19 protein-coding genes, 2 pseudogenes and 1 riboswitch are annotated in these 23,714 nt (G+C 59.9%); of the genes and pseudogenes, 8 read left to right on the top strand and 13 right to left on the bottom strand.

Translation table 11 applies throughout. The features are described 5' to 3' along the window. Positions 1–19: 19 nt before the first annotated feature. Positions 20–1,345, bottom strand: coding sequence for a DUF445 domain-containing protein (locus JDW18_RS20050; RefSeq protein WP_218241359.1), 1,326 nt, complete (start codon positions 1,343–1,345; stop codon positions 20–22). A 139-nt stretch (positions 1,346–1,484) separates the two neighbouring features. Here JDW18_RS20050 and JDW18_RS20055 point away from each other — a divergent pair, with 139 nt between their 5' ends. After that, positions 1,485–1,730 (top strand): DUF3297 family protein, encoded by a 246-nt coding sequence (locus JDW18_RS20055; protein WP_218241360.1) that lies wholly within the window; start codon positions 1,485–1,487, stop codon positions 1,728–1,730. A gap of 7 nt (positions 1,731–1,737) precedes the next feature. Further along, positions 1,738–2,454 (top strand): hypothetical protein, encoded by a 717-nt coding sequence (locus tag JDW18_RS20060; protein ID WP_218241361.1) that lies wholly within the window; start codon positions 1,738–1,740, stop codon positions 2,452–2,454. 227 nt (positions 2,455–2,681) lie between these two features. Here the strand turns inward: JDW18_RS20060 and hmpA are convergent, their stop codons facing one another. Beyond that, entirely contained in the window at positions 2,682–3,875 is a 1,194-nt protein-coding gene (hmpA, locus tag JDW18_RS20065; RefSeq protein WP_218241363.1) for an NO-inducible flavohemoprotein, read from the bottom strand. A gap of 159 nt (positions 3,876–4,034) precedes the next feature. Between hmpA and norR the strand changes: the two genes are divergently transcribed. Continuing rightward, complete coding sequence (norR, locus tag JDW18_RS20070; protein ID WP_218241364.1) at positions 4,035–5,600, top strand: nitric oxide reductase transcriptional regulator NorR; 1,566 nt, start codon at positions 4,035–4,037, stop codon at positions 5,598–5,600. A gap of 25 nt (positions 5,601–5,625) precedes the next feature. On the opposite strand, the gene JDW18_RS20075 is transcribed toward norR, so the two are convergent. The 5 genes and pseudogenes from JDW18_RS20075 to msuE form a co-directional block, all read right to left on the bottom strand. Beyond that, the gene (locus JDW18_RS20075) at positions 5,626–6,009 is read right to left on the bottom strand and encodes an FKBP-type peptidyl-prolyl cis-trans isomerase (protein WP_425514816.1); all 384 of its coding nucleotides are present in this window, start codon (positions 6,007–6,009) and stop codon (positions 5,626–5,628) included. Positions 6,010–6,409: 400 nt separating this feature from the next. Further along, a pseudogene (locus JDW18_RS20080) lies at positions 6,410–6,955 on the bottom strand (IS3 family transposase); the annotation flags it as partial. Between the two features lie 685 nt (positions 6,956–7,640). Continuing rightward, a complete protein-coding gene (locus JDW18_RS20085; protein ID WP_218241367.1) occupies positions 7,641–8,666 on the bottom strand; it encodes a methionine synthase in 1,026 nt (341 codons plus the stop codon). 50 nt (positions 8,667–8,716) lie between these two features. Continuing rightward, positions 8,717–9,700, bottom strand: coding sequence for a DUF1852 domain-containing protein (locus tag JDW18_RS20090; protein ID WP_218241368.1), 984 nt, complete (start codon positions 9,698–9,700; stop codon positions 8,717–8,719). Between the two features lie 43 nt (positions 9,701–9,743). Then, positions 9,744–10,340, bottom strand: coding sequence for an FMN reductase (gene msuE, locus JDW18_RS20095; RefSeq protein ID WP_218241369.1), 597 nt, complete (start codon positions 10,338–10,340; stop codon positions 9,744–9,746). A 102-nt stretch (positions 10,341–10,442) separates the two neighbouring features. On the opposite strand from msuE, the gene JDW18_RS20100 reads away from it, so the two are divergent. Continuing rightward, complete coding sequence (locus JDW18_RS20100) at positions 10,443–11,333, top strand: LysR family transcriptional regulator (protein WP_218241371.1); 891 nt, start codon at positions 10,443–10,445, stop codon at positions 11,331–11,333. A gap of 135 nt (positions 11,334–11,468) precedes the next feature. Here the strand turns inward: JDW18_RS20100 and JDW18_RS20105 are convergent, their stop codons facing one another. The 5 genes from JDW18_RS20105 to prpC all read right to left on the bottom strand — a co-directional run bounded on the left by JDW18_RS20105 (position 11,469) and on the right by prpC (position 17,932). Continuing rightward, positions 11,469–12,329 (bottom strand): isocitrate lyase/PEP mutase family protein, encoded by an 861-nt coding sequence (locus JDW18_RS20105; RefSeq protein WP_218241373.1) that lies wholly within the window; start codon positions 12,327–12,329, stop codon positions 11,469–11,471. Between the two features lie 82 nt (positions 12,330–12,411). Continuing rightward, on the bottom strand, positions 12,412–13,608 hold the full coding sequence (prpF, locus tag JDW18_RS20110) for a 2-methylaconitate cis-trans isomerase PrpF (protein WP_218241374.1): 1,197 nt from the start codon (positions 13,606–13,608) through the stop codon (positions 12,412–12,414). Next, on the bottom strand, positions 13,605–16,274 hold the full coding sequence (acnD, locus tag JDW18_RS20115) for a Fe/S-dependent 2-methylisocitrate dehydratase AcnD (RefSeq protein ID WP_218241375.1): 2,670 nt from the start codon (positions 16,272–16,274) through the stop codon (positions 13,605–13,607). The genes prpF and acnD overlap by 4 nt, the downstream gene beginning before the upstream one ends. Before the next feature lie 21 nt (positions 16,275–16,295). Beyond that, positions 16,296–16,730: a GntR family transcriptional regulator gene (locus JDW18_RS20120; protein ID WP_246610117.1), complete on the bottom strand. Its 435-nt coding sequence runs from the start codon at positions 16,728–16,730 to the stop codon at positions 16,296–16,298. A 20-nt stretch (positions 16,731–16,750) separates the two neighbouring features. After that, positions 16,751–17,932 (bottom strand): bifunctional 2-methylcitrate synthase/citrate synthase, encoded by a 1,182-nt coding sequence (prpC, locus tag JDW18_RS20125; protein WP_218241377.1) that lies wholly within the window; start codon positions 17,930–17,932, stop codon positions 16,751–16,753. A gap of 183 nt (positions 17,933–18,115) precedes the next feature. Between prpC and JDW18_RS20130 the strand changes: the two genes are divergently transcribed. Beyond that, positions 18,116–19,618 (top strand): short-chain fatty acyl-CoA regulator family protein, encoded by a 1,503-nt coding sequence (locus tag JDW18_RS20130; RefSeq protein WP_218241379.1) that lies wholly within the window; start codon positions 18,116–18,118, stop codon positions 19,616–19,618. 159 nt (positions 19,619–19,777) lie between these two features. Here JDW18_RS20130 and JDW18_RS20135 read toward each other — a convergent pair whose 3' ends face one another. Beyond that, a complete protein-coding gene (locus tag JDW18_RS20135) occupies positions 19,778–20,302 on the bottom strand; it encodes a GNAT family N-acetyltransferase (RefSeq protein WP_218241380.1) in 525 nt (174 codons plus the stop codon). A 58-nt stretch (positions 20,303–20,360) separates the two neighbouring features. Beyond that, positions 20,361–20,588: riboswitch (cobalamin riboswitch) on the top strand. 288 nt (positions 20,589–20,876) lie between these two features. On the opposite strand from JDW18_RS20135, the pseudogene JDW18_RS20140 reads away from it, so the two are divergent. The 3 genes and pseudogenes from JDW18_RS20140 to JDW18_RS20150 all read left to right on the top strand — a co-directional run bounded on the left by JDW18_RS20140 (position 20,877) and on the right by JDW18_RS20150 (position 23,703). Next, positions 20,877–21,727: pseudogene (locus JDW18_RS20140) on the top strand (ABC transporter substrate-binding protein). 60 nt (positions 21,728–21,787) lie between these two features. After that, positions 21,788–22,867, top strand: a complete 1,080-nt coding sequence (locus JDW18_RS20145; RefSeq protein ID WP_218241381.1) for a FecCD family ABC transporter permease — start codon at positions 21,788–21,790, stop codon at positions 22,865–22,867. Further along, positions 22,864–23,703, top strand: a complete 840-nt coding sequence (locus tag JDW18_RS20150; protein WP_218241383.1) for an ABC transporter ATP-binding protein — start codon at positions 22,864–22,866, stop codon at positions 23,701–23,703. Before JDW18_RS20145 ends, JDW18_RS20150 begins: the two co-directional genes overlap by 4 nt. Positions 23,704–23,714: the final 11 nt, after the last annotated feature.

Consider the following 23,714-nt stretch of genomic DNA (forward strand, 5'->3'; position numbering starts at 1 on the left):
CAGAGCAGGAATCTCGGAATCAGCCCAGCGCCTGCATCGCGCTACGCCACAGGCTGCCCGCGTGGGACAGCAAGAACAGCAGCAAACCAATTGCCCCGCCCACCAGCGTGCCGTTGATGCGTATGTACTGAAGGTCTTTGCCGATATGCGCTTCGATCAAGGTGGAGAGTTGCTCCGCATCCCAGCGCTTGACGGTGTCTGCAATGTGCTGCCCGATGAACTGCGACACATCAGGCGCCAGCGTCGTCGCCCAGCGCTTGAGGCGCTCGTTCATGGAAATGCGCAGCGCCTCGTCATGCGCCAATGCCTGCCCCAGCCAGCGCCCCATGACAGTAGCGCGCCGCGCCAGGGCCGAGTTTTCATCGGCCAGATCGCGCTGCAGCCGGGCGCGCCAGCCTTGCCACAGCTCGCGCAGATAGGCGGCCAGCTTTTCATCGTGCAGCAGGTAGTTGCGCAGCTTTTCCACGCGCTCGGCATATACGGGATCGGTTTGCAAGCCTTCAATCAAACGCTGCACGGAATCATCAAACGCCTCACGCAAACGATGATCCGGGTGATGCGCAATATCCTGCAGCAGGCTGTCGAGCGCACTGGCAATCATGCTGGCCCCCTTGTCGCTGAGCCAGTCGGTGGGCAACATTTTTTCCTTGATGGGGTGCTCGCGCTTGAGCCACACCACAATCGTCTGCGCAATCAGCACATGGGTTTGCTCCTGCCTCAACACACCGCTGATGCGCGCCAGCACATCGTCGAGCACCTCCTGATGGCGCCCGCCAGACGTCAGCCCTGACAGCAGCGATGCAGCAGTGCGCGACAAATCAACATGCTGCATCACCGCCTTGAGCGACTGGGTCAGAAACTTCTCGACCTGCTTGTCCTGCACCATCTCCAGCGCGGCCAGCGCCAGCCGCGCTACCTGCTTGCCCAGTAGCTGGCTATTGGCAGGTGCGGTGAGCCAGTCGGCCAGCGCCTGCGCCGGGTTATGCCGCTCGATCAGCGCCACCAGCGACGGCGCATCCAGAAACTTGTCGCGCACAAAGACAGCCAGGTTCTCGCCAATGCGGTCCTTGTTGCGCGGGATGATGGCCGTGTGCCGCCCCACCATGGGCAGCGGAATATGGCGGAACAGGGCCGTGACGGCAAACCAGTCGGCCAGTGCGCCGACCATGGCTGCCTCGCAGATGGCACGCAGGCAGACCAGCCACAGCGGCACCTCCAGCCCGTCAATGGCCCAGCGCGAACCCGCCAGCGCCGTAGCAATGAAGCCGGCTGTGACGGCCAGCAAGAGAATCAGTGGCAAGCGCTTGGCTTGTTGCAGCGACAGGCGTTGTTCTGGCGTAAGCATGACAGCAAGCATAGGGCAGGCCATGCGCCGTGCCAATCGCGCAAAGCCCGAAAAGTCGTAGCCCTAAACCTGCAGCCAGGATCGTGTTTACGATTACGCCGAAAATATCGCCCTTTGTATCCGGAACTCCAAGAACATCATGACCGACGCTATCCGCCCCGAACTGCCTGACCATCTGTCCATCGACCCTCGCAGCCCCCATCATGTGGCCGCCGTGTTTGAATACGACATCGGCATCCGCTTCAATGGCAAGGAGCGCTTTGACGTTGAGGAATACTGCGTCAGCGAAGGCTGGGTCAAAGTCCCTCACGGCAAGGCGATTGACCGCAAGGGCAAGCCTTTGCTGATCAAGCTCAAAGGCACGGTCGAGGCCTACTACCGCTAAACAAGACATGGCCGCACAGCGCCTGAACAAACGCCAGCTCAAACGCCTGATTGAACGCGAGCGAACGGCTGTGCGGCCTTACTCTCGCAGCCAGATAGCCAACGCTCTGCATTCCAATGCACAGTTGAACCGGAAAATCACCGCAGGCGCTGTGAACTGGCTCGAGCCCTATCTACCGGCGGAATGGAAGGCCTGGGCGGAGCAGGTCGTGCCAAGGGATCCGCAGCAGATTCCGCCACAGCTGCATAGCAGCATCGTGCAAGGCATGGACATGCCCTTGCTGCAGCGCTTTGCCGCTGAAGTGCCCGAATCCAGCAATGTCTATGCGCACAGTCTCAATGACACGCAAGCCCTGGTTTTCAACGATGCTGGCCGCTGTTTTGAAGCCCGGCTACAGCAAGGCGAGATCGTGCAATGGTGCAGCAGTGCACAATTACCCCAGGTGTTTGAAACCCAGTTGTGCGCTGCAGATGCCGCTGCCCTGCATGCCGCCTGGCAGCGATTTGCGCAAGAAATGAACTGCCCGCCCAATCTGGGTCAGTTCTATGCCCTGGTCTTTGATGCCGGGCTGGGCAGCCAGAGGCTGGTATACATCCAGTCCATCTTGCTGGACTGGATGGACAACTACGGCAATATCCATACCCAGTGCCGCTGGTTCAACGGCATCAGCCAGATCATGGATGGCGCAGAAATTCTCCACACCATGGGGCATGGCAGAGACTGAAGGCCCGGCTTCAAGCCTTTTCAACCTCTAGCGCTTACCTATCAAGCGCAAGCAGCTCTTTTTTTATGAGCATCCATTGGCTTATATATCGCAGTGCTCCAACCGGAACAAGCCAAAGCGAGGTGCTCCGAACAAGGGCCTGGGCGGCCCCATCGCCCCGCAGCGACGGTGTCTTCCCCCTCCCCTAGCGTGCAGCGCGTAGAGAGAGGGGGCAGCGGCGAAGCCGCTCAGGGGGTAGTCAACGCTTCAGCCGGGCCAAAGAACTCGTAATGCACCTGTGTCTCGGGCACGCCCAGCGTCTGCAGTGATTGCTTGACGCTGCGCATGAAGTCACGCGGGCCAAGGAAATAGACATCAGCGTCACGCGATTCGGGCAGCCACTGTGCCAGCACTTCGGTGCTCAGGCGGCCTTGCATGGCCACACCATCTGCCGCCTGAGCTTGGTCGTGACGGTCATAGCAATAGCGGCGGGTTAGCTGTGTGTGGGCGGCTGCCAGCGCATCCACCTTTTCACGGAAGGCCTGCACGCCGCGATCGCGTGCGCAGTGAATAAAGGTGATCTGGCGCCCCGTGGGCAGCGCCGCCTGCAGCATGGGCAGGGTGGGAGTAATACCCACGCCGCCACTGATCAGCACCAAAGGCCTGGCGCTGGCCTGCAGCGTGAAGTGGCCCGAAGGTGCAAACAGCTGCAGCACATCCCCAACCTGAACCTGATCGTGCAGATAGCCCGAGACCTTGCCACCCTGCTCGCGCTTGACGCTGATGCGATAGCTCTTGCCATTGCTGGCGGCAGACAGCGAATAGTTGCGGCGCTGCTCCACACCATCCACGACCGCCGTGAGGCCAATGTACTGACCGGGCAGATGGGCAATGACGGCACCGCCATCCACTGGCTCCAGATAGAAGGAAGTAATCTCCGCACTCTCAGCTTCCTTGCGCACCACCTTGAAGTCACGCGCGCCGCGCCAGCCGCCTTCGGCAGCTGCAGTCTGGTCATAAATGCTGCGCTCGGCCGCAATCAGAATGTCTGCCAGTTGCTGGTAGGCGGCCCCCCAGGCGGCGATGACTTCGTCGGTCGCAATCTCTGCACCCAGCACCTCACGAATGGCACGCAGCAGGCACGCACCCACCACGGGGTAATGCTCGGCCTGCACCTGCAGCGCCACATGCTTGTTGATGATCTGCGCGGGCAGGTTGCCCAGACCTTCCAGACGGTCGATATTCTTGGCGTACATCAGCACGCTATGGGCCAACGCACGCGGCTGGGCACCGCTTTGCTGGTGCGCCTGGTTGAACAGCGGGCGCACCTCGGGGTGCTCGGCCAGCATGGTCTTGTAGAAATGGGTGGTCAGGGCTTCGCCGCCGGTTTCCAGCAGGGGGACGGTGGCTTTGACAATCTCGCGTTGACGTTCGGTCAGCATGTAACTCTCCATATTCCAGCCCGGCCAATTGCGGGGCTTGCTCTGTTCAACGCAAACCACATGCCAGCTTTGCAGCCCTTTTCCGACAAGGGCTTGGCGAAACATGAGTCAATATGACTCTGATTTTTTGAAGTCCTTTTGACCTCAAAAAGAGTCGTTATGACAACAAGCCACATCCTCAATGCCGTTATCCCGCTGGTCGCAGACCTGGCCCAGGACATGCCTGAGCGCGAACGCATGCGCCGCCTGCTGGCCGCCCTGCGCACGCTGCTGCCTGCAGATGCCGTGGCCCTGCTGAAACTGGAAGGTGAATGGCTGCGCCCCATGGCCATTGACGGTCTGGTGCCAGACACGCTGGGGCGGCGCTTTCGCCTCAGCGATCATCCACGTCTGGCCCAGTTGCTGGCCGCAGGTCAGGCCATGCGCTTTGAGCCTGACAGCCCTCTGCCCGATCCGTATGACGGGCTGGTCGCCCATCAGGGCCAGCCCATGGCAGAGCTGCATGTGCATGACTGCATGGGCTGCGTGCTCCAACTGGGCGGCATGCCATGGGGCCTGCTGACGCTGGACGCCATGCAGCCCGGGCGCTTTGCAGATGCCAGCTCTCTCGCGCTGCTTCAGGCTTTCAGCAATCTGGCTGCCGCCACCGTGGCCACCGCAGAGCGCGTGCATCAGCTGTCGCAGATAGCCCGCAACACACAGGGCGCGGCCTGCTACATTGCCGCGCCGCAGCGCGAGCTGCTGGGCAACAGCCCGGCCATGCGCAGCCTGCAAAAAGACATTGCACTGATTGCCAGCAGCGACCTCAGCGTGCTCATCACCGGCGAAACAGGCACTGGCAAAGAGCTGGTGGCTCAGGCTGTACACGCCCAGTCCTCCCGCGCCAGGCGCCCTCTGGTCAGCATCAACTGCGCCGCCCTGCCCGATAACCTAGTGGAAAGCGAGCTGTTCGGCCATGTGCGTGGCGCTTTCACGGGTGCACAGACCGAACGCAGTGGCAAATTTGAGCAAGCCCATCAGGGCACATTGTTTCTGGACGAGGTCGGCGAGCTGTCTCTGCCCGTGCAGGCCAAGCTGCTGCGTGTGCTGCAAAGCGGCCAGCTGCAGCGCCTGGGCTCTGACCGCGAACACCATGTGGATGTGCGCGTCATCGCCGCCACCAACCGTGATCTGGCCGCCGAGGTTGCTGCCGGGCGCATGCGTGCCGACTTCTACCACCGCCTCAACGTCTATCCGCTGCAGCTGCCTTCGCTGCGCGAGCGCGACAGCGATGTGCTGCTGCTGGCGGGCTACTTTCTGGAAGAGAACCGCTCCCGCCTGCAACTGGGCGGGCTGCGGCTGGATGCTGCAGCGCAAGCGGCCTTGCTCAGGCACGACTGGCCCGGCAATGTGCGCGAGCTGGAGCACCTCATCAGCCGCGCCGTGCTCAAGGCCCTGAGCCGCCAGGATACGGGCCGGGCCCGCATTCTGACGATACTGCCCGATGATCTGGAAATACACGCGGCCCAGCCACAGCCACTGCAGACAGCACCGGGGGAAACATCAGCGCCAGCAGCAACCGCACCCGCAGGCCTGCGCGAATCAGTGGCCGAGCATGAAAGACAGCTGATTCTGGCCAGCCTGCAGCGCCACCAGGGCAGCTGGGCCGCTGCAGCGCGTGAACTGCAGCTGGACAGAGCCAATCTGCAGCGTCTGGCCAAACGTCTGGGAATCGAGAAACCTTGAGGCCCGAGCGGCACTACGCCCCAAGTCAGCGGCCCTGAATGCCCAGCAGCTCCACATCAAAGCTCAGGGTGGCATTGGGAGGAATCACCCGCCCCGAGCCGCGTGTGCCGTAAGCCAGCGATGGCGGGCAGGTAAAGCGCGCCTTGCCGCCCACCCTCATACGCTGCGTGCCTTCGCGCCAGCAGGCAATCACACTGTGCAGTGGAAACTCGATGGGCCGATTGCGCTCGTAGGAGCTGTCGAACTCCTTGCCGGACTCCGGAAAATAGCCACGGTAGTGCACTTTGATGACGTCCGAAGCCGTGGGGCTGGGGCCAGTGCCCTGCACCAGACTTTCAAAAATCAGACCATTGCTGCTCGTCTCGGCCTTTGCATCTTCCAGACCAGAAACCAGCGCGGTCAGAGCCATCAGAAAAAAACTTGCTACTTTCATCGCTATCCACATGACAAAAGAAAAGTGGATGAACTGTAGCGAAGCGCTTGCTGATTTTTATGTCACTGGCAGGGGCGCAGCCGGCTGGCAGTCCAGTCCCATGTATCCCCCTGCTTGTTTCTGGCCTGGCCCTGCATCCTGTCGTACTGGCTGTTCAGCATCCCGGTATAGATGGCATAGCCGTCATTTGTTCTGAATGACCCTAATAGTTAGTAATGTATCCCCCAGTGGACATAGCCATTTTCCGTCACTAACACTTTCACCGATACTGAAAAGATGGCAGACCTCTTTCTTCCACATTTTTCACTTGTTGACCGTTGTTGTCGTCCGTGACTTGCGGTAATCCCCCCGAATTCCTTCGCTCCGAGAAGTAGAGCTATGCGGCCATGGCCAACCGCTGTTTCGGGGTAATACCGCCCAAGGCCATGTTTGGGCGTTCATGGTTGTAGCGCCACATCCATTGCGTAGCGAACTCCCGCACCCCGTCGAGGTCGCCCCAATAATACTGGGACAACCATTCGTAGCGAACCGTTCTGTTGAAGCGCTCCACGTAGGCATTCTGCTGGGGCTTTCCAGGCTGGATGTGTTCAATGCGAATGTCCTGGCTGCGAGCCCAATTGAGCAATGTGGCGCTGATGTACTCCGGCCCGTTGTCACAACGAATCACTTTGGGTTTGCCTCGCCAGGCTATGACTTGTGCCAATACTCGGATCACTCGGTGCGATGGCAGCGAGAGATCCACCTCGATGCCCAGCGCTTCGCGGTTGAAGTCGTCGATGACATTGAGCAGCCGAATGCTGCGCCCATCTTCCAACTGGTCGTGCATGAAGTCCATCGACCAGACTGCGTTGCTGTTTTCTGGCACCGTCAGTGGCTCAGGCCTATCTCGCACCAACCGTTTGCGGGGTTTGATACGTAAGCGCCAATTTCTACCCCTAGTGAGGTCTTGCGTCCGGATATTCCGCGTTTACAAGCAGCATCCTTCGAACTTGGGCACTCAATCAATCCTTGCTCAAACAGCGCCAAGACGGCATTGACAAGACGGGACGTTGAGCTCTCGTAGACCTCCACCAATCGATCAGTGAAATTGGCTAGTCTTCTCGCAATATTAGACAATCAGGTCCATGTCAGGCGCTTACCTCATTGCAAACCATATGAATGTTCCATACGGGCCCATCGTGAGTTCGTCGGATGTGATTGCATCGTTTTGCAATGGTCGCTTAAGTGCAAAAAATGAATGGGCGAATGGAGTTCTAGCTCCCTTTTTTAACGAAATCGAGCCTAGTTTGATCTTGCGTTGCGCGCACGAGGTCAACGCATCTTTGGATATGGTCAACAGCCTGTACGCGCACACATTAAGCTTAGGTTTTATGCCATCGCCCGAATGGGAAAAGGCCGCAGCCTTTCTTCAAAGACAGCTTTAGGCTGTCAGCTGTCTTTCACAACATCTGTCTATGACTGCTAGAGACGACATAGCAGCCATACGTAAGCGCAACGATTTTTGTACTCAAGCAAGCTTGCAAACACTGTTCGATGCGGCATAGCCGAGGTGTCTCGCCATCAACAGAGTGAATTTGGAGGCCCGGATATGCCGATTGCGTCATATCTCACACAGCAGTAATACGCTCCTTTGCCAGCTTCGCGCCAGCTGCTAATGCCTCTAGCTTGCGCCATGCTACATCCCGCGACATAGGGGCCAAGCCGCAATTCGTGCATGGGAGCAATCGCTCCTTGGGTACAAACTCCAGCGCGCGGCCAATGGTGTCGGCGACTTCCTCTGGTGTCTCGACCACATCGCTGGCCACATCGATCACACCAACCATCACGTCCTTGCCAGCCAGCAGTTTCATCAGATTTGGCGGCACATGGGAGTGAATGCACTCCAGGCTTACCTGATCAATGCTGCTGCGGGCCAGCGCCGGGAACACCGTTTCGTACTGGCGCCATTCTTCACCCAGGGTGCTCTTCCAGTCGGTATTGGCCTTGATGCCGTAGCCGTAGCAGATATGAACTGCTGTTGTGCATGTCAGCCCCTGCGCCGCCCGCTCCAGCGCTTTCACTCCCCAGTCGGCTGCGTCCTTCATGTAGACGTTGAAGGCTGGTTCATCAAACTGGATGATGTCCACGCCATCGGCCTGCAGCGCCAGGGCTTCTTGGTTGAGTAGCTCTGCAAAGGCGAAAGCCATCTTGACTTTGTCACCGTAGAAGCGGTCTGCTACGGTATCGATGATGGTCATCGGGCCAGGCAGGGTGAACTTGAGCTTTTTCTTGGTGTGTGCACGCGCCAGTTGCGCTTCAAAGGCATGGACGCGACCTTTCAGGCGCAGGGCTGAGACTACCTGAGGCACCATGGCGTCATAGCGGTTGTCGCGGATGCCCATTTTCACTTTGTTGTCGAAGTCAATGCCCTCGACTTGCTCCAGAAAGCCATGCACAAAGTGCTGACGCGACTGCTCGCCGTCGCACACGATGTCCAGGCCCGCGTCTTCCTGAGCCTTGATCCACAGAAGGGTGGCATCGGCCTTGGCTTGCAGTAGGGCATCGCCTTCTGCTTTCCACTGGGGCCAGAGCTTGTTGGTTTCAGCCAGCCACTCGGGTTTGGGCAGGCTGCCGGCGATGGAGGTTTCAAACATGGGAGGATTTCTTTCTGCGAATGATGGGAGTCGTTTTGTATTGGCGCGGGTCAATGAGAGAACTTGCTGGCCCATTGTTCCAGCACGCTCTTGTAGGGCTTGATGAAACACTCCTCGGCAAACTTGCCCTGCTTCACGGCCAGCTGGCTGCGCTCTTCACGGTCATAAACAATCTGCGTCACCGAGTAATCCTGGTTATTCAGGCTCGGCTGATAGCGTTTTCCGGCCGCAGAGTTGGCGTTGTAAATCTCGGGGCGATAGATCTTCTGGAAGGTCTCCATGGTGCTGATGGTGCCGATCAGCTCAAGGTTCGAGTAGTCGCCCAGCAGATCGCCGCGGAAGTAAAACGCCAAGGGCGCGACGCTGTTGGGCGGCATGAAAAAGCGCACCTGCAAGCCCATCTTGGCGAAGTAATGGTCCGTAGATGACAGCTCGTTTTGCAGATACTCGACGCCCAGCACAGGGTGCTGATTCTCGGTGCGCTGATAGGTCTTGCTCGTCGAGACGCTGATGCAGATGACTGGCTGCTTGCTGAAGTGCTGGGCATAGGTGCTGGAGCTGGAAAACTGCTTGAACAGCTTCCCATGCAGGTCGCCAAAATCGGCGGGCACGCTGAATTGCGCGCGGTTCAGGTTGTAGTCGGGCAGCAGTACGCTGAAGTCATAGTCACGCACATAAGAGGAAAAGTTGTTGCCCACAATGCCTTCGATACGTTTGTTTTCTTTCTTGTCGAGAAAGCTGGTTTTCAGAATCTCGATCAAGGGAAATGCATCGCTGCGGCCTTGAGCCGCAATATTCATTTCTACCGAGATGATCTCCAGCTCCACCGAGTAGCGGTCCCCGGTCGGGTTGTCCCAATGCGCCAGATCATTGAAGCGGCGGTCAATCATGCGCAGCGTGTGGCGCAGGTTTTGCTGGCGGCTGGAGCCACGGGCCAGGTTGGCAAAGTTGGTGGTGATGCGTGTGCTGTCCGATGGGAGATAGTTTTCATCGAAGCAAATGCTCTTGAGGTTGAAGCTCAGTTCATTGTTCATGGTGTTCTGCTAAAAAATTTGAAGGAAAAGGGCGATGCTTGTCTCAGGCCGCAAGCAATGGCTCGGATGAAGCGGTGCAGGTCTGGCGCGACAGGCCGATCAAGGGCAGGGCCCGCTGCACGGCCAGGTGGGCACGTGCGATCAGGGCATCGTCTTGCAGGCGGTAGTCCACAAAATTCTTGTCAGTGGCATAGACGCCCAGCGGCAAAGTGCGCGCCTGAAAGAAGCTGAACAGAGGCCGCAGTTGCTGGTCAATCACCAGGGCGTGGCGCTCGCTGCCGCCGGTGGCGGCCAGCAGCACGGGCTTGTCGATCAAGGCGTCCTGATCGATGAAGTCGAAGAAATGCTTGAACAATCCGGTGTAGGCACCGCGAAAGACCGGCGTAGCCACCACCAGCACATCGGCTTGCTCAGCGGCGGCAAGCGCCTGCTCCACCGCAGCAGGAAGATGACTGCGCCAGACAGCACCCACCAGTTGTGGCGCGATCGCGCCGATTTCGATCAGGCGTTGCTGGCACGGAACTTCGTTTGCGATCAGGTCCAGCAGATGCTCTGCCAACGCTGCAGATTTGGAGGGGCGTTGCAGTCCGCCGGAAACGGCGACGATGCGCAGTGTTCGTGTTGTTTTTAGCGTGCTCATGGAATGGCTCCCCTCCGTCAAAGAAACTAGGGCGAATGCTAGAGACGCAAAGCCATGAAGTAAAATGGTTAAATCTCACATATCCATGAGCTGAATTCATACATGTTGGAGCGCATCCACCTCGCCATCGTTCAAGAGGTTGAAAAACAGGGCTCTTTGACAGCCGCTGCCGATGTGCTGTGCGTTACCCAGTCGGCGCTCAGCCACAGCATGAGAAAGCTGGAAGGCCAACTGGGCACCGATATCTGGTTGCGCGAGGGCCGCAGCCTGCGCCTGACGCAGGCCGGCCACTATCTGCTGGCCGTGGCCAACCGTGTGCTGCCCCAGCTGGATCTGGCGGAGACCCGCCTGAAGCAATTTGCGCAGGGCGAGCGTGGTGCGCTGCGCATTGGCATGGAGTGCCACCCTTGCTACCAGTGGTTGCTGAAGATCGTCTCGCCCTATCTGGCCGCTTGGCCCGATGTGGAAGTGGACGTGAAGCAGAAGTTTCAGTTTGGCGGTATTGGTGCGCTGTTTGGCTATGAGATTGACCTGCTGGTCACGCCCGATCCGCTCTACAAACCGGGGCTGGAATTTGTGCCGGTGTTCGACTACGAGCAGGTGCTGGTGGTCTCCAGCCAGCATGCGCTGGCCCAGGCGGACTATGTGCTGCCCCGGCACCTGAGCGACGAGGTGCTGATTACCTACCCCGTGGCCACCGACCGGCTGGATATCTACAACCAGTTCTTGCTGCCCGCAGGCATTGCGCCGCGCCGCCACAAGACCATCGAGACCACGGACATCATGCTCCAGATGGTGGCCAGCGGCCGCGGTGTGGCTGCGCTGCCGCGCTGGCTGGCGCTGGAATACGCGGCCAAGATGCCCGTGGTGCCGGTGCGCCTGGGCAAAAAAGGCATTGCCAAGAAAATCCACCTGGGTGCGCGCGTGGCGGATTTGAAGACGGACTATCTGCAGGCCTTTATCGCACTGGCACGCGAGCCGCTGGCTGTTTGATGGCTGTTGAAATACTATGAAAAAAGAGCTTCTAGCGCTTTATGGGTAAGCGCTGGCAGCTCTTTTTGTGAAAAATTCAGAAGTGCTGCCCAATTCAGGTGAGCGCTTCAGGTGCATGCTTCTGATGCGTGCCTCTTATTTGTACTTCTGCTCTAGCGCATCCCAGAAGTCCTTGTTGACCAGACGCTGGCGCTCCAGGAACGGGGCGACGATGGCGGGGTCTTCGTCCACCTTGTGCTCGTCGCGCAGCAAGGTCAGGCATTTCTGCATGCCGGCCACAGCGCCTTGCAGCGCGGCGTTGGCGTAGAGCACAAAGCCAAAGCCCAGCGCACCCAGTTCGTCGGCATTGAAGATAGGAGTTTTGCCGCCGATGACCATGTTCATTAGCTGCGGGGCCTTTAGGCGCTGGGGCAAGGCACGCACTTCTTCCGCCTTGGTAACAGCTTCAACAAACAGGATGTCGGCACCGGCTTCCTGAAACTGCTGTGCGCGCTCGATGGCAGCTTCAAAACCGTGGACAGCAGCGGCATCGGTGCGGGCCATGATGAGCGTGCCGCTGTCGCGGCGAGCATCGACGGCGGCCTTGATCTTGCCCAGCATCTCGCTGGTTTCAATCACGGCCTTGCCGTTGAAGTGGCCGCAGCGCTTGGGCGAGACCTGGTCTTCCAGCTGAATGCAGTCGGCCCCGGCGCGCTCCAGTGTGCGCACGGCGTGGTACGTGTTGACGGCGTTGCCAAAGCCGGTGTCGGCATCGACCAGCAGCGGCACATCCACAGCATCGCGGATGCGTGCCGTGTGGTCGGCGATATCGGTCAGGCCCATAAAGCCTTGGTCGGGCATGCCAAACCACATATTGGTGACACCGGCACCGGTCACGTAAATGGCTTCAAAGCCGAGGTCCGCAATCAGCTTGGCGGACATGGCGTTGAACGCGCCGGGCACTAGAACGCCGCGGCGCGCATCGGCCAGGGCCTTGAGTTTTTGCTTGGAATTCATTTTCTGTCTCTGTAATGCTTTTGATAGCTGCTTGTGCTTTTCCAGCATGCGCTGCATGCTTGATTTGGTGTTGATGGGTTGCTTATTTGGCGTCCAGCACTTCGCCGGGTACGCGCACCCAGCCTTCCATCAGAATGCGGGCGCTGCGGCTCATCAAGGCCTTGGTGACCTGCCATTGCCCATCGACCAGTTGTGCCTCGGCACCCACGCGCAGCGTGCCGCTGGGGTGACCAAAGCGCACGGCATTGCGCTTACCGCCGCCGGCCGCGAGATTGACCAGCGTGCCGGGCACTGCCGCTGCGGTACCGATCGCCACCGCCGCCGTGCCCATCATGGCGTGGTGCAGCTTGCCCATGGACAGGGCGCGCACCACCAGGTCAATGCCCTTGGCATCAATCGCCTTGCCACTGGACGCGGTGTAGCTTTGCGCTGGCGCGACAAAGGCAATCTTGGGCGTGTGCTGGCGCGTGGCTGCCTCGCTCAGCTCCTTGATCAGGCCCATGCGAATGGCACCGTGGGCGCGGATGGTTTCAAACTTGGCCAGCGCTTCGGCGTCGTTGTTGATGGCGTCCTGCAGCTCGCAACCGGTGTAGCCCAGGTCCTTGGAGTTCAGAAAGATGGTGGGAATGCCAGCGTTGATCAGGGTGGTGGCAAAGCTGCCCACACCGGGGACGTCAAGCCTGTCTACCAAATTGCCTGTCGGGAACATGGTGCCACCATCCTCGCCATCGTCGGCGGGGTCGATGAATTCCAGCGGCACTTCGGCGGCAGGGAAGGTCACGCCGTCCAGCTCAAAATCACCGGTTTCCTGCACCTGGCCATCGGTAATCTGCACATGGGCCACGATGGTCTTGCCGATATTGGCCTGCCAGATGCGGATGGTGGCCGTGCCGTTGTACGGAATCTTGGCCGCGTCAATCAGGCCCATATGGATGGCACAGGGGCCGACGGCTGCGCTGAGGTTGCCGCAGTTGCCGCTCCAGTCCACAAAAGCCTTGTCAATGGCAACCTGACCGAACAGATAGTCCACGTCATGGCCTTCGCGACCGCTCTTGGACAGGATCACACCCTTGCTGGTGGAGGACGAGGCATTGCCCATGCCATCAATCTGCTTGCCGTAGGGGTCGGGGCTGCCTAGAGTGCGCAGAAAAATCGCGTCGCGCACGGCGCCGGGCTGCTGGGCAGCTGCGGGCAGGTCCTGCAGCTTGAAGAACACGCCTTTGCTGGTGCCGCCGCGCAGATAGGTGGCTGGAATTTTTATCTGAGACGCATGGTTCATTGCGCAGCCTCTATAGATTTCATAGCTTCCTGAACGCGCTGATATTGCGCAGCAGGTGAATCGGATGCTGCATTCTGGGCCAGGAAATCCTGGGCAAAGCGTTGCAGAACACCACCTGCTTCATAGATGCTGACTTCTTCGGCGGTATCGAGGCGACAGAGCACGGGTACTTCAGTTCGGGCACCGGTGGTGCGGTAGATATGCAGCGTCAGCTCGGCGCGGGGCTTGCGCTTGCCGATGACATCGAAGGTCTCGGTGCCATCCAGGCCCAGGGTGTGGCGTGTGGTGCCGGGCAGGAATTCCAGCGGCAGCACGCCCATTCCGATCAGATTGGTGCGGTGAATGCGCTCAAAGCCTTCGGCTGCAATCGCTTCCACACCCGCCAGGCGCACGCCCTTGGCGGCCCAGTCGCGGCTAGAGCCCTGGCCGTAGTCCGCACCCGCGATGATGATCAGCGGCTGCTTGCGCTCCATATAGGTCTCGATGGCTTCCCACATGCGCATGACCTGGCCTTCGGGTTCGACACGGGCCAGAGACCCCTGGCGGACCTGGCCGCTGCCGTCCACCACCATTTCATTGAAGAGCTTGGGGTTGGCAAAGGTGGCGCGCTGGGCCGTCAGGTGGTCGCCACGGTGGGTAGCGTAGGAGTTGAAGTCCTCCTCGGGCAAGCCCATTTTGTGCAGGTATTCACCGGCGGCGCTGTCCATCATGATGGCGTTGGAGGGAGAGAGATGGTCGGTGGTGATGTTGTCCGGCAGGATGGCCAGAGGCCGCATGCCGCGCAGCGTGCGCGCTCCGGCCAAAGCGCCTTCCCAGTAGGGTGGGCGGCGGATATAGGTGGATTGCGGGCGCCAGTCGTACAGCGCTTTCTCCTGCTGGCCGTTATCGGCGTGGATGGCGAACATGGGCTCGTACACCTTGCGGAACTGCTCGGGTTTGACGGCGGCTTTGGCCACGGTATCGATTTCCTCATCGCTGGGCCAGATGTCCTTGAGGCGAATCTCGCGGCCCTGGAAAGTACCCAGCACATCGTTTTCAATGTCGAAGCGGATGGTGCCCGCAATGGCGTAGGCCACCACCAGCGGGGGCGAAGCCAGGAAGGCCTGCTTGGCATAGGGGTGGATGCGACCGTCGAAGTTGCGGTTACCCGAGAGCACGGCTGTGGTGTACAGATCGCGGTCAATGATTTCCTGCTGGATGACAGGGTCCAGCGCACCGCTCATGCCGTTGCAGGTGGTGCAGGCAAAGGCAACCACGCCAAAGCCCAGAGCTTCGAGGTCATGCAGCAGCCCGGCTTGCTCCAGGTACAAAGGCACGGTCTTGGAGCCGGGCGCCAGCGATGACTTGACCCAGGGCTTGCGTGTCAGCCCCAGATTGCGGGCATTGCGCGCCAGCAGGCCGGCGGCGATCACATTGCGTGGGTTGCTGGTGTTGGTGCAACTGGTGATGGCTGCAATGATGACGGCGCCATCGGGCATCTGGCCCGGGGTTTCGGTCCATTCACCGGCAATGCCCTTGGCAGCCAGATCGCTGGTGGCCAGGCGTGCATGCGGGTTGGAGGGGCCCGCCATATTGCGCACCACGGTGGACAAATCGAACTGCAGCGTGCGCTCGTACTCAGCGTGCTCCAGGCTGTCGGCCCAGAGACCTGCCTGCCTGGCATAGGTCTCCACCAGTTGCACCTGTGCGGGCTCGCGGCCAGTGAGCTTGAGGTAGGCGATGGTCTGCTCATCGATCGCGAACATGGCCGCCGTGGCACCGTATTCGGGTGCCATGTTGGAGATGGTGGCGCGGTCGCCAATGGTCAGGCTGCGTGCGCCTTCACCAAAAAACTCCAGATAGCCGCCCACCACTTTTTGCTGACGCAGAAACTGGGTCAGGGCCAGCACGATGTCGGTGGCGGTGATGCCGCTCTGGCGCTGGCCCGTCAGCTGCACGCCCACGATCTCGGGCAGGCGCATCCACGATGCGCGGCCGAGCATCACGTTCTCGGCCTCCAGACCGCCCACGCCCACGGCGATCACGCCCAGCGCATCCACATGCGGCGTGTGGCTGTCTGTACCCACCAGGGTGTCGGGGAACGCTTCACCATTGATAGCGTGGATCACAGGACTCATGCGCTCCAGGTTGATCTGGTGCATGATGCCGTTGCCCGGGGGAATCACATCCACATTCTTGAACGAGCGCTTGCACCAGTCGATAAAGTGAAAGCGATCCTCGTTGCGGCGGTCTTCGATGGCACGGTTTTTCTCGAAAGCCTGCGGGTCATAGCCGCCGCATTCCACGGCCAGCGAATGGTCCACGATCAGCTGCACGGGCACCACGGGGTTCACTGCTGCGGGGTCGCCGCCCTGGTCAGCAATGGCGTCACGCAGACCGGCCAGATCGACCAGCGCCGTCTGACCCAGGATGTCGTGGCAGACCACGCGCGCCGGGAACCAGGGAAAGTCGCGCTCGCGCTTGCGCTCAATGATCTGGCTCAGACATTCGGTGAGGATAGCCGGGTCGCAGCGGCGCACCAGGTTTTCGGCATGCACACGGCTGGTATAGGGCAGCGTGACCCAGGCGCCGGGGCGAATCGCTTCGACAGCGGCTCGGGCGTCAAAGTAGTGCAGAGCGGTGCCGGGCAGGGGCTTGCGGTAGTGATGGGGTTGGGGTGTGCTCATTGTTCTGATTTGTCTCGGGTTTCAAAGCGCCATCGCGGTATGCTGGCGCACGGCTTGAGGGGTAGAAAAGCTCAAGGTTGTGTGCGGTACAGGCCCCAGTGCCAAATGCAACCTTGCGTATGCCACAGAATGCAGGCGCTCTGTCAACTCTGTGCAACGGTTGTGCTGCTGAGCCTTTAACTGTTCCAGATGCTGGGTCAACAGGTGGCATAGCAGTCGAGCCTCTGCAACCTGCGCAGCGGTGAGCTGGGTGACGGTCATGCCTCGCCTTGGTTGCGCCGTAAGCAGCCCTTCGTGACACAGCAGCTTCATGGCTTCGCGCACAGGGGTACGACTCACACCAAACTCCTGGGCCAGCGCGCCATCATTGATGTCACTGCCTGGAGGCATCTGGTGGCTCAAAATGCGTTCACGCAGTTTGTCGGCGATGGCGATGCACAGGGATTGGGCTTGCATGGGCTGGGCGTTCATGGGGCTTACTGGCGTTCGTCGATGGGCACAAACTGCAGATCGTCCGGGCCGGTGTAGTTGGCGCTGGGGCGGATGATCTTGTTGTCCTGGCGCTGCTCGATGATGTGCGCCGCCCAGCCGCTGGTACGGGCGATCACGAACAGGGGTGTGAACATGGCGGTGGGCACACCCATCATGTGGTAGCTCACAGCGCTGAACCAGTCCAGGTTGGGGAACATGTTTTTCACTTCCCACATCACCGACTCCAGGCGTGCGGCGATGTCATACATCTTGGTGCTGCCCGCTTCGTCGGCCAGGCTTTTGGCCACGCCCTTGATGACCACATTGCGGGGGTCGCTCACGGTGTAGACGGGGTGACCGAAGCCGATTACCACTTCCTTGGCATCGACGCGGCGGCGGATATCGGCCTCGGCCTCGGCCGGGTTGTCGTAGCGTTTCTGGATTTCGAAGGCCACTTCATTGGCGCCGCCATGCTTGGGGCCGCGCAATGCGCCGATGGCACCGGTGATGGCCGAATACATATCGCTGCCGGTGCCAGCCACCACGCGGGCTGTGAAGGTGGAGGCATTGAACTCGTGCTCGGCATACAGGTTCAGCGAGGTGTGCATGGCGCGCACCCAGCTCTCGGATGGCTTGGCGCCGTGCAGCAGGTGCAGGAAGTGACCGCCGATGGAGTCGTCATCGGTCTCCACTTCGATACGGCGGCCCGAGTTGCTGAAGTGGTACCAGTACAGCAGCATGGAACCCAGGCTGGCCATCAGGCGGTCGGCAATGTCACGCGCGCCTGGCAGGTTGTGGTCGTCTTTTTCGGGCAGGGCGCAGCCCAGGGCCGATACGCCGGTGCGCATCACATCCATGGGGTGGCTGGCGGCGGGCAATTGCTCCAGCGCGGTCTTCACGCTGGTGGGTAGGCCGCGCAAGGCCTTGAGCTTGCCTTTGTAAGCCTTCAGCTCGGCACGCGTGGGCAGCTTGCCGTGCACCAGCAGGTGGGCAATTTCTTCAAATTCACAGACTTCGGCAATGTCCAGAATGTCGTAGCCACGGTAGTGCAGATCGTTGCCGGTTTTGCCAACGGTGCACAGCGCGGTGTTGCCGGCCGTCACGCCCGACAGGGCCACGGATTTCTTGGGCTTGAATGCGCCTGGGGATGTGGAAGGAACAGTAGTGGGTGCGGCAACGGTAGTCATGCGTGTCTCCTGAAATGTGGGGAAGGCCGATCAAGCCATTTTTGTCTTTGGTGATCTGCCATACTTCGCAATCTACGCATTTGCATTCCCACCGGGTAGGGCTGAATTGGCGAATCATTGCGAAGTAAAAAAAGCAGATTTGCGAAGTTTGCAAATTTGTGAATCACGCTAGGAGCAATCACGATGGCCAAGACTTTCATGGGCGTGCGCCTGCGCAGCCTGCGTGCCGAGCGCGGCATGACCCAGGCGGCGCTGGCGCAGGCGCTGGAGCTGTCGCCCAGCTATCTGAACCAGATCGAGCAGGACCAGCGCCCGCTCACGGTGGCGGTGCTGCTCAAGATTCACCGGGTGCTGGGCGTTGACATCCAGCAGTTTTCGGAAGATGAAGAGGCGCGCCTGCTGTCCCAGTTGCGCGATGCGCTGGCGGCCATGCCCCAGCCTGAAGGCGCTGTACCCTTGCCCGAGTTGCGCGAAGTGGCCTCGCGTTTGCCGCAGCTGGCCCGGGCACTGCTCGCCATGCACCAGCGCCATGCGGCCAATACCGAGCGGCTGGAGGCGTTAACTGCCAGACTGGGTGACGGGCGTGCGGAACTGGAGGATGGGGCTTCAGGCAAGCTGGTGCCAGAGCCAGCACGGCAGATGCCGTTTGAAGCAGTACGCGATTTCTTTTTTGCCCATCGCAACCATTTTGATGCGCTGGACCGTGCCGCCGAAACTCTGGCCCGGCAGGCGAGCGAGCAGGCCAGCAGCCAGGGTGGCAGTCTGCAGGAGTGGCTGCAGTACCGGCTGCAGGCCAGGCATAACGTGCTGGTGTTGCGCAGTGCGGGCAGCCAGGGCAGTAAGGCTGCCGCAGCCTCTGCTGTGCAGGGGGAAGTGGAAAAAGGGCAAAGCCATCGCCGCTTTGATGCGGCCACGCGCACGCTGTACGTGGCGTCGCAGCTGCGCCCGGCCCAGCAGGCGTTTCAGCTGGCCACTCAGCTGGCGCTGCTGGAGTTTGATGCGCTGATTGAGGAAGCGCTCAAATCCACAAATTGGCAGGACGAGGCCACGCGGCGCCTGGCACGCATGGGGCTGGCCAACTATGTGGCGGGTGCTTTTGTGCTGCCTTATGGCGAATTTTTGCAGGCCGCCGAGAGCCTGCAGTACGACATAGACTTGCTGGCGCGGCGCTTTGGCGTCGGCTTTGAGACCGTGTGCCACCGGCTATCGACCTTGCAGCGGGCCGAAGCCCCGGGCGTGCCGTTTTTCTTCATCCGTGTGGACCGGGCAGGCAATATCAGCAAGCGCCAGTCGGCCACGCATTTTCACTTTTCCAAGACTGGCGGAACCTGCCCGCTCTGGGTGGTGTACGAGGCCTTTACCCAGCCGGGGCGCATCGTGCCGCAGCTCGCCTCCATGCCCGACGGACGTGTCTATCTGTGGATTGCCCGCACCATCAGCCACGCAGGCCAGGGCTGGGGCGCGCCGGGAAAGACTTTCTCCATTGGCCTCGGCTGCGATTTGCAACATGCCGCGCGGCTGGTGTATTCCAAGGGGCTGGATTTGCGCAAGGTTGAGGCCGCCACTCCGATTGGCATGGGCTGCAAAGTCTGTGAGCGCAATGCCTGCCCGCAGCGCGCCTTCCCGTTTGTGGGCAAGCCTCTGCGGGTCAATGAAAACGAAAGCGGCTTTGTGCCTTACGGGTAGGCTTGCCATGTGAGGTCGGCATGCAACAAGGTAAGAAATACGCGACGATATCTTCAGCTGCGTCGAGATGTTCAACAACCCCATCCGCAGACATTTTCCTGCGGATGGCCTGTCTTCGATAGAGTTCTAGAGGCGTAATTCTGTGAGGCTTGACGCAGTCTAGGAAAGGCTGGTTGATTCACATAAAGCAAGCTGCATATGAATGGTTTGCCACAGCGGATCGGCTTCTCGATCAATGACCTCAAAGTGGTGCTTCTGCCAGAACTCCAGAGCGCCAGGCAAAAACGGATGTGTGTGCAGGTAAAGAACGTCCACGTTTTGAGACTCTGCATGAGTGCGCAGCCTATGCAGCATCCGCCCGGCCAGCCCGGAGCGCCGATGCTCTGGCGCAACAAACAAGCGCACGACTTCCATGACTTTGTGCTGTTGGAAATTTAACTGCGGAAATCTGCCGTCATAGACACGGCATGCAATTGTTGCCTGAACGCTTTGTCGAGAATCGAGAGCCGCCAGCATGCAGCCACTGCCTGAGAGATAGGTCGCTTCGAATTCACGCAGGTCTTCAGGTGTCTCCTGTGCGTTGATGCGCCCGGCGAACATGGAAATGCGCACGTTTTGCAGAAAGCTTTGGACTTGATGCAAGTCACGAACGCGCTGAATGGAAATGGAATTTGAAGTGGGCATGAACAGAGAAAACTAGCGCATTCGTCCAACGGGCCTGTGACTGCTGCTACAAAATCAGCTACATTACCGCAACTTTGGTTTCGCAAGAACATGTATTCGCTGTGGTGAATGCATGAGGGAATCCAGTGGTCCGGCACTTTGCTTGCCGGCCCGTGAAATGGAACTGCCCCCGCAACTGTAGGCAATGAGCCAGCCATCCAATAGCCACTGAACATCTCTGTTTGGGAAGGCGATGCGCCAGCGATGATTTGCCAGTCAGGAGACCTGCCAGAGCATCTATCAATCATTGCCGGCGGGGTGTCCGGGGAGTGTGCATCTCATCGTTCCAGTACTGCGCTGCCTACCCAGGCAGATGCGAAGGCGCGTGGCTTGCCATATCTTCCAGAGTGCTTCTCGCCGCTTCTGGAAAGTTATTCCGATGCTGCTTAGAAGCCTTGCCAGCGCTGCCCTGATCGCCACCTCTTTTTCTGCGTACGCCACTGACTATCCGGTGCGGCTGCAGAACTGCAATTACACCGTCAAGCTCGACAAAGCGCCTGCATCGGTGGTCACCATCGGCCAGGCTGGTACCGAGATGCTTTACGCATTGGGTCTGGGCGACAAAGTGGTGGGCACAGCCCTCTGGTTCAACCCGGTGCAGCCGCGCTTCAAGGCCATCAACGACAAGGTGCCGCGCCTGTCGGACAACATTCCCAGCTTTGAATCGGTCATCGGCAAGCGCCCGGCCCTGGTGGTCTCGCAGTTTGAATGGATGGTGGGCAAGGACGGCGTGGTTGGCACGCGCGAGCAGTTCCATGACCTGAACATCGCCACCTATGCCATGCCCGCAGACTGCGAAGGCAAGAACAATCTGGTGGGCTCGGACGGCACACGTACCGCCAGCTACGACGTCAAGGCTTTGTACAAAAGCATTCGCCAGCTGGCTCAGGCCTTTGATGTGGAATCGCGCGGTGAAAGCCTGGTCAAGGAGTTGAGCGATCGTCAGGCCCAGGCGGTGGCCAAGGTCAAGTCTTCCAAGCTGCACAACCTGTCTGCCGCACTGTGGTTCTCTAGCGCAGACCTGGCGGCTGACCCCTATATGGCTGGCAAGAACGGCGTGGCGGGCTACATGATGCAGACGCTGGGTCTGCGCAACGTGATCGAATCGACAGAAGAGTGGCCACAGTGGGCTGGGAAACCATTGCCAAGGCCAACCCTTCGGTGCTGATCATCGCCCGCATGGATCGTCGCCGCTTTCCTGCGGATGACTACCAAAAGAAGCTGGAATTCCTCAAGAAAGATCCCGTCACCCAGCACATGGATGCCGTCAAAAACGGCCGTATCGTGATCGTGGATGCCGATGCGCTGCAGGGCTCGATTCGCCAGGTGGACGGCATGGAGCAGATCGCCAATGCCGTGCTGAAGATTGAAGGCATCGCTAAGTAAGCTGAGCGGAAATGGGCGCCATGCACTTTGCGTGCACTTTGCATGCGCCCCTGCTGTGTCATGAACACCTTCACGCTGAGTCAGGGGCGCTCACGCATTCCGCTGGGCCTGCTTTTGCGCATGGCCTTGCTGGCAATCGCTGCCGCAGCTTTGCTGTTGCTGGCGGTGGTGCTGGGCATTGCCATTGGCGAGACCGATATCTCGGCCCGCATTGTGTATGAGGTGCTGGCCAATCAGCTTCTGGGTGCCAGCTACGCTATAGACCCCATCAACGCAGGCATTGTCTGGAACTACCGGCTGACCAGAGCTTTGGTGGCCGCCAGCTGCGGCGCGGGCCTGGCGGTTTCCGGGGTGATCTTGCAGTCGCTGCTGCGCAATGCTTTGGCCGAGCCCTATTTGTTGGGCATTTCTGCCGGTGCTTCCACGGGGGCGGTTCTGGTGTCGGTGGCGGGCCTTGGGGCTGGCCTCATCTCCATGACCACAGGGGCATTCCTTGGTGCCATCTGCGCATTTGCACTGGTGGCCTTGCTCGCCCATGCCGCAGGCAATGGCGGGCTGCGTAACGGCGGCCAGATTGTGCTGGCCGGTATTGCTGGCTCGCAACTGTTCAATGCACTGACCTCGCTCATCATCACCAAGTCGGGAAGTGCCGAGCAGGCGCGCGGCATCATGTTTTGGCTGCTGGGCAATCTGAGTGGCGTGCGCTGGCCAGACACCTTGCTGACGGCCTCGGTGGCCGTAGCGGGGATGCTGGTCTGCCTGATGCATGCCCGCTCTCTGGATGCGTTTACCTTCGGTGGGGAGTCTGCCGCTGCTTTAGGCGTTCCCGTGCGCCGCGTGCAGCTGACGCTGCTGCTGGCCGCAGCCTTGATGACGGCGGTGATGGTGTCAATCGTCGGCGCCATCGGCTTTGTTGGTCTGGTGATTCCGCATGCAGCGCGCTTGTTGGTGGGTGTGCGCAACCGGCGTCTGATTCCCGCCAGTGCCTTGATCGGTGCCATCTTTCTGATTGCGGCTGATGTGGTTTCACGCACGCTGATTGCGGGGCAGGTTCTGCCCATTGGCGTCATTACCGCCTTGGTCGGTGCACCGGCTTTTGCCTGCATCTTGCTCAGAGGCCAGAAAAGAGGGCCCGCATGAATACTGACGCCCTCAAGCATTCGCCAATTAGTTCGCAAATTGATCGGCAAATTAGTCCACTGCCGCCAGTGCTGCACGCACGCGATATCAGCTGGAAGGTTCGCGGCAGCCCAATCGTCAAACCGGTTTCGTTATCGGTCTTTGCTGGCGAGATGCTGGGCCTTATTGGGCCAAACGGCTCGGGCAAATCCAGCCTGTTGCGTTTGCTCTCGGGCGTGCTCAAACCTAGCTCGGGCGAGGTCTTGCTGAGCGACCAGCCACTGCGTCAATTGCCACGCCGTGCGGTGGCGCGGCAATTAGCTTTTGTGGCGCAGACGGCCGATACCGCAGACGCCATCAGCGTGAGTGAAGCGGTTGAGCTGGGGCGCACGCCCTGGTTGTCTGCGCTGGAGCCGCTATCAGCGCTTGACCAAGAAATTGTTCGCGATGCGCTGCGCGATGTGGGTCTGTCAGCTAAGGCAGATAGCCGCTGGAACTCCTTGTCTGGTGGCGAGCGCCAGAGGGCGCATATCGCCAGAGCGCTTGCGCAGCAGCCCCAATTGCTGCTGATGGATGAGCCCTGCAACCATCTCGATATTCACCAGCAACTGTCGTTGATGCAGCTGATTCAGGCTTTGCCCATCACCAAGGTGATTGCGCTGCATGACCTCAATCAGGCCGTGGCTTGCGACCGTCTGGCGGTCATGCATCAAGGCCAGCTGGTGCAGCTTGGCACCCCTCATGAAGTATTGACCCCGGAACTGATTGAGCAAGTCTTTCAGGTTCGGGTGCACACCTTGCTTGACCCCCAGGACGGTAGCCGCGTGCTGCGCTTTCAACCCATGGCCAGTCTTTAAAACAGGAAATT

The sequence above is a fragment of the Comamonas fluminis genome, from assembly GCF_019186805.1.
Taxonomy (GTDB): Bacteria; Pseudomonadota; Gammaproteobacteria; order Burkholderiales; family Burkholderiaceae_C; genus Comamonas; species Comamonas fluminis.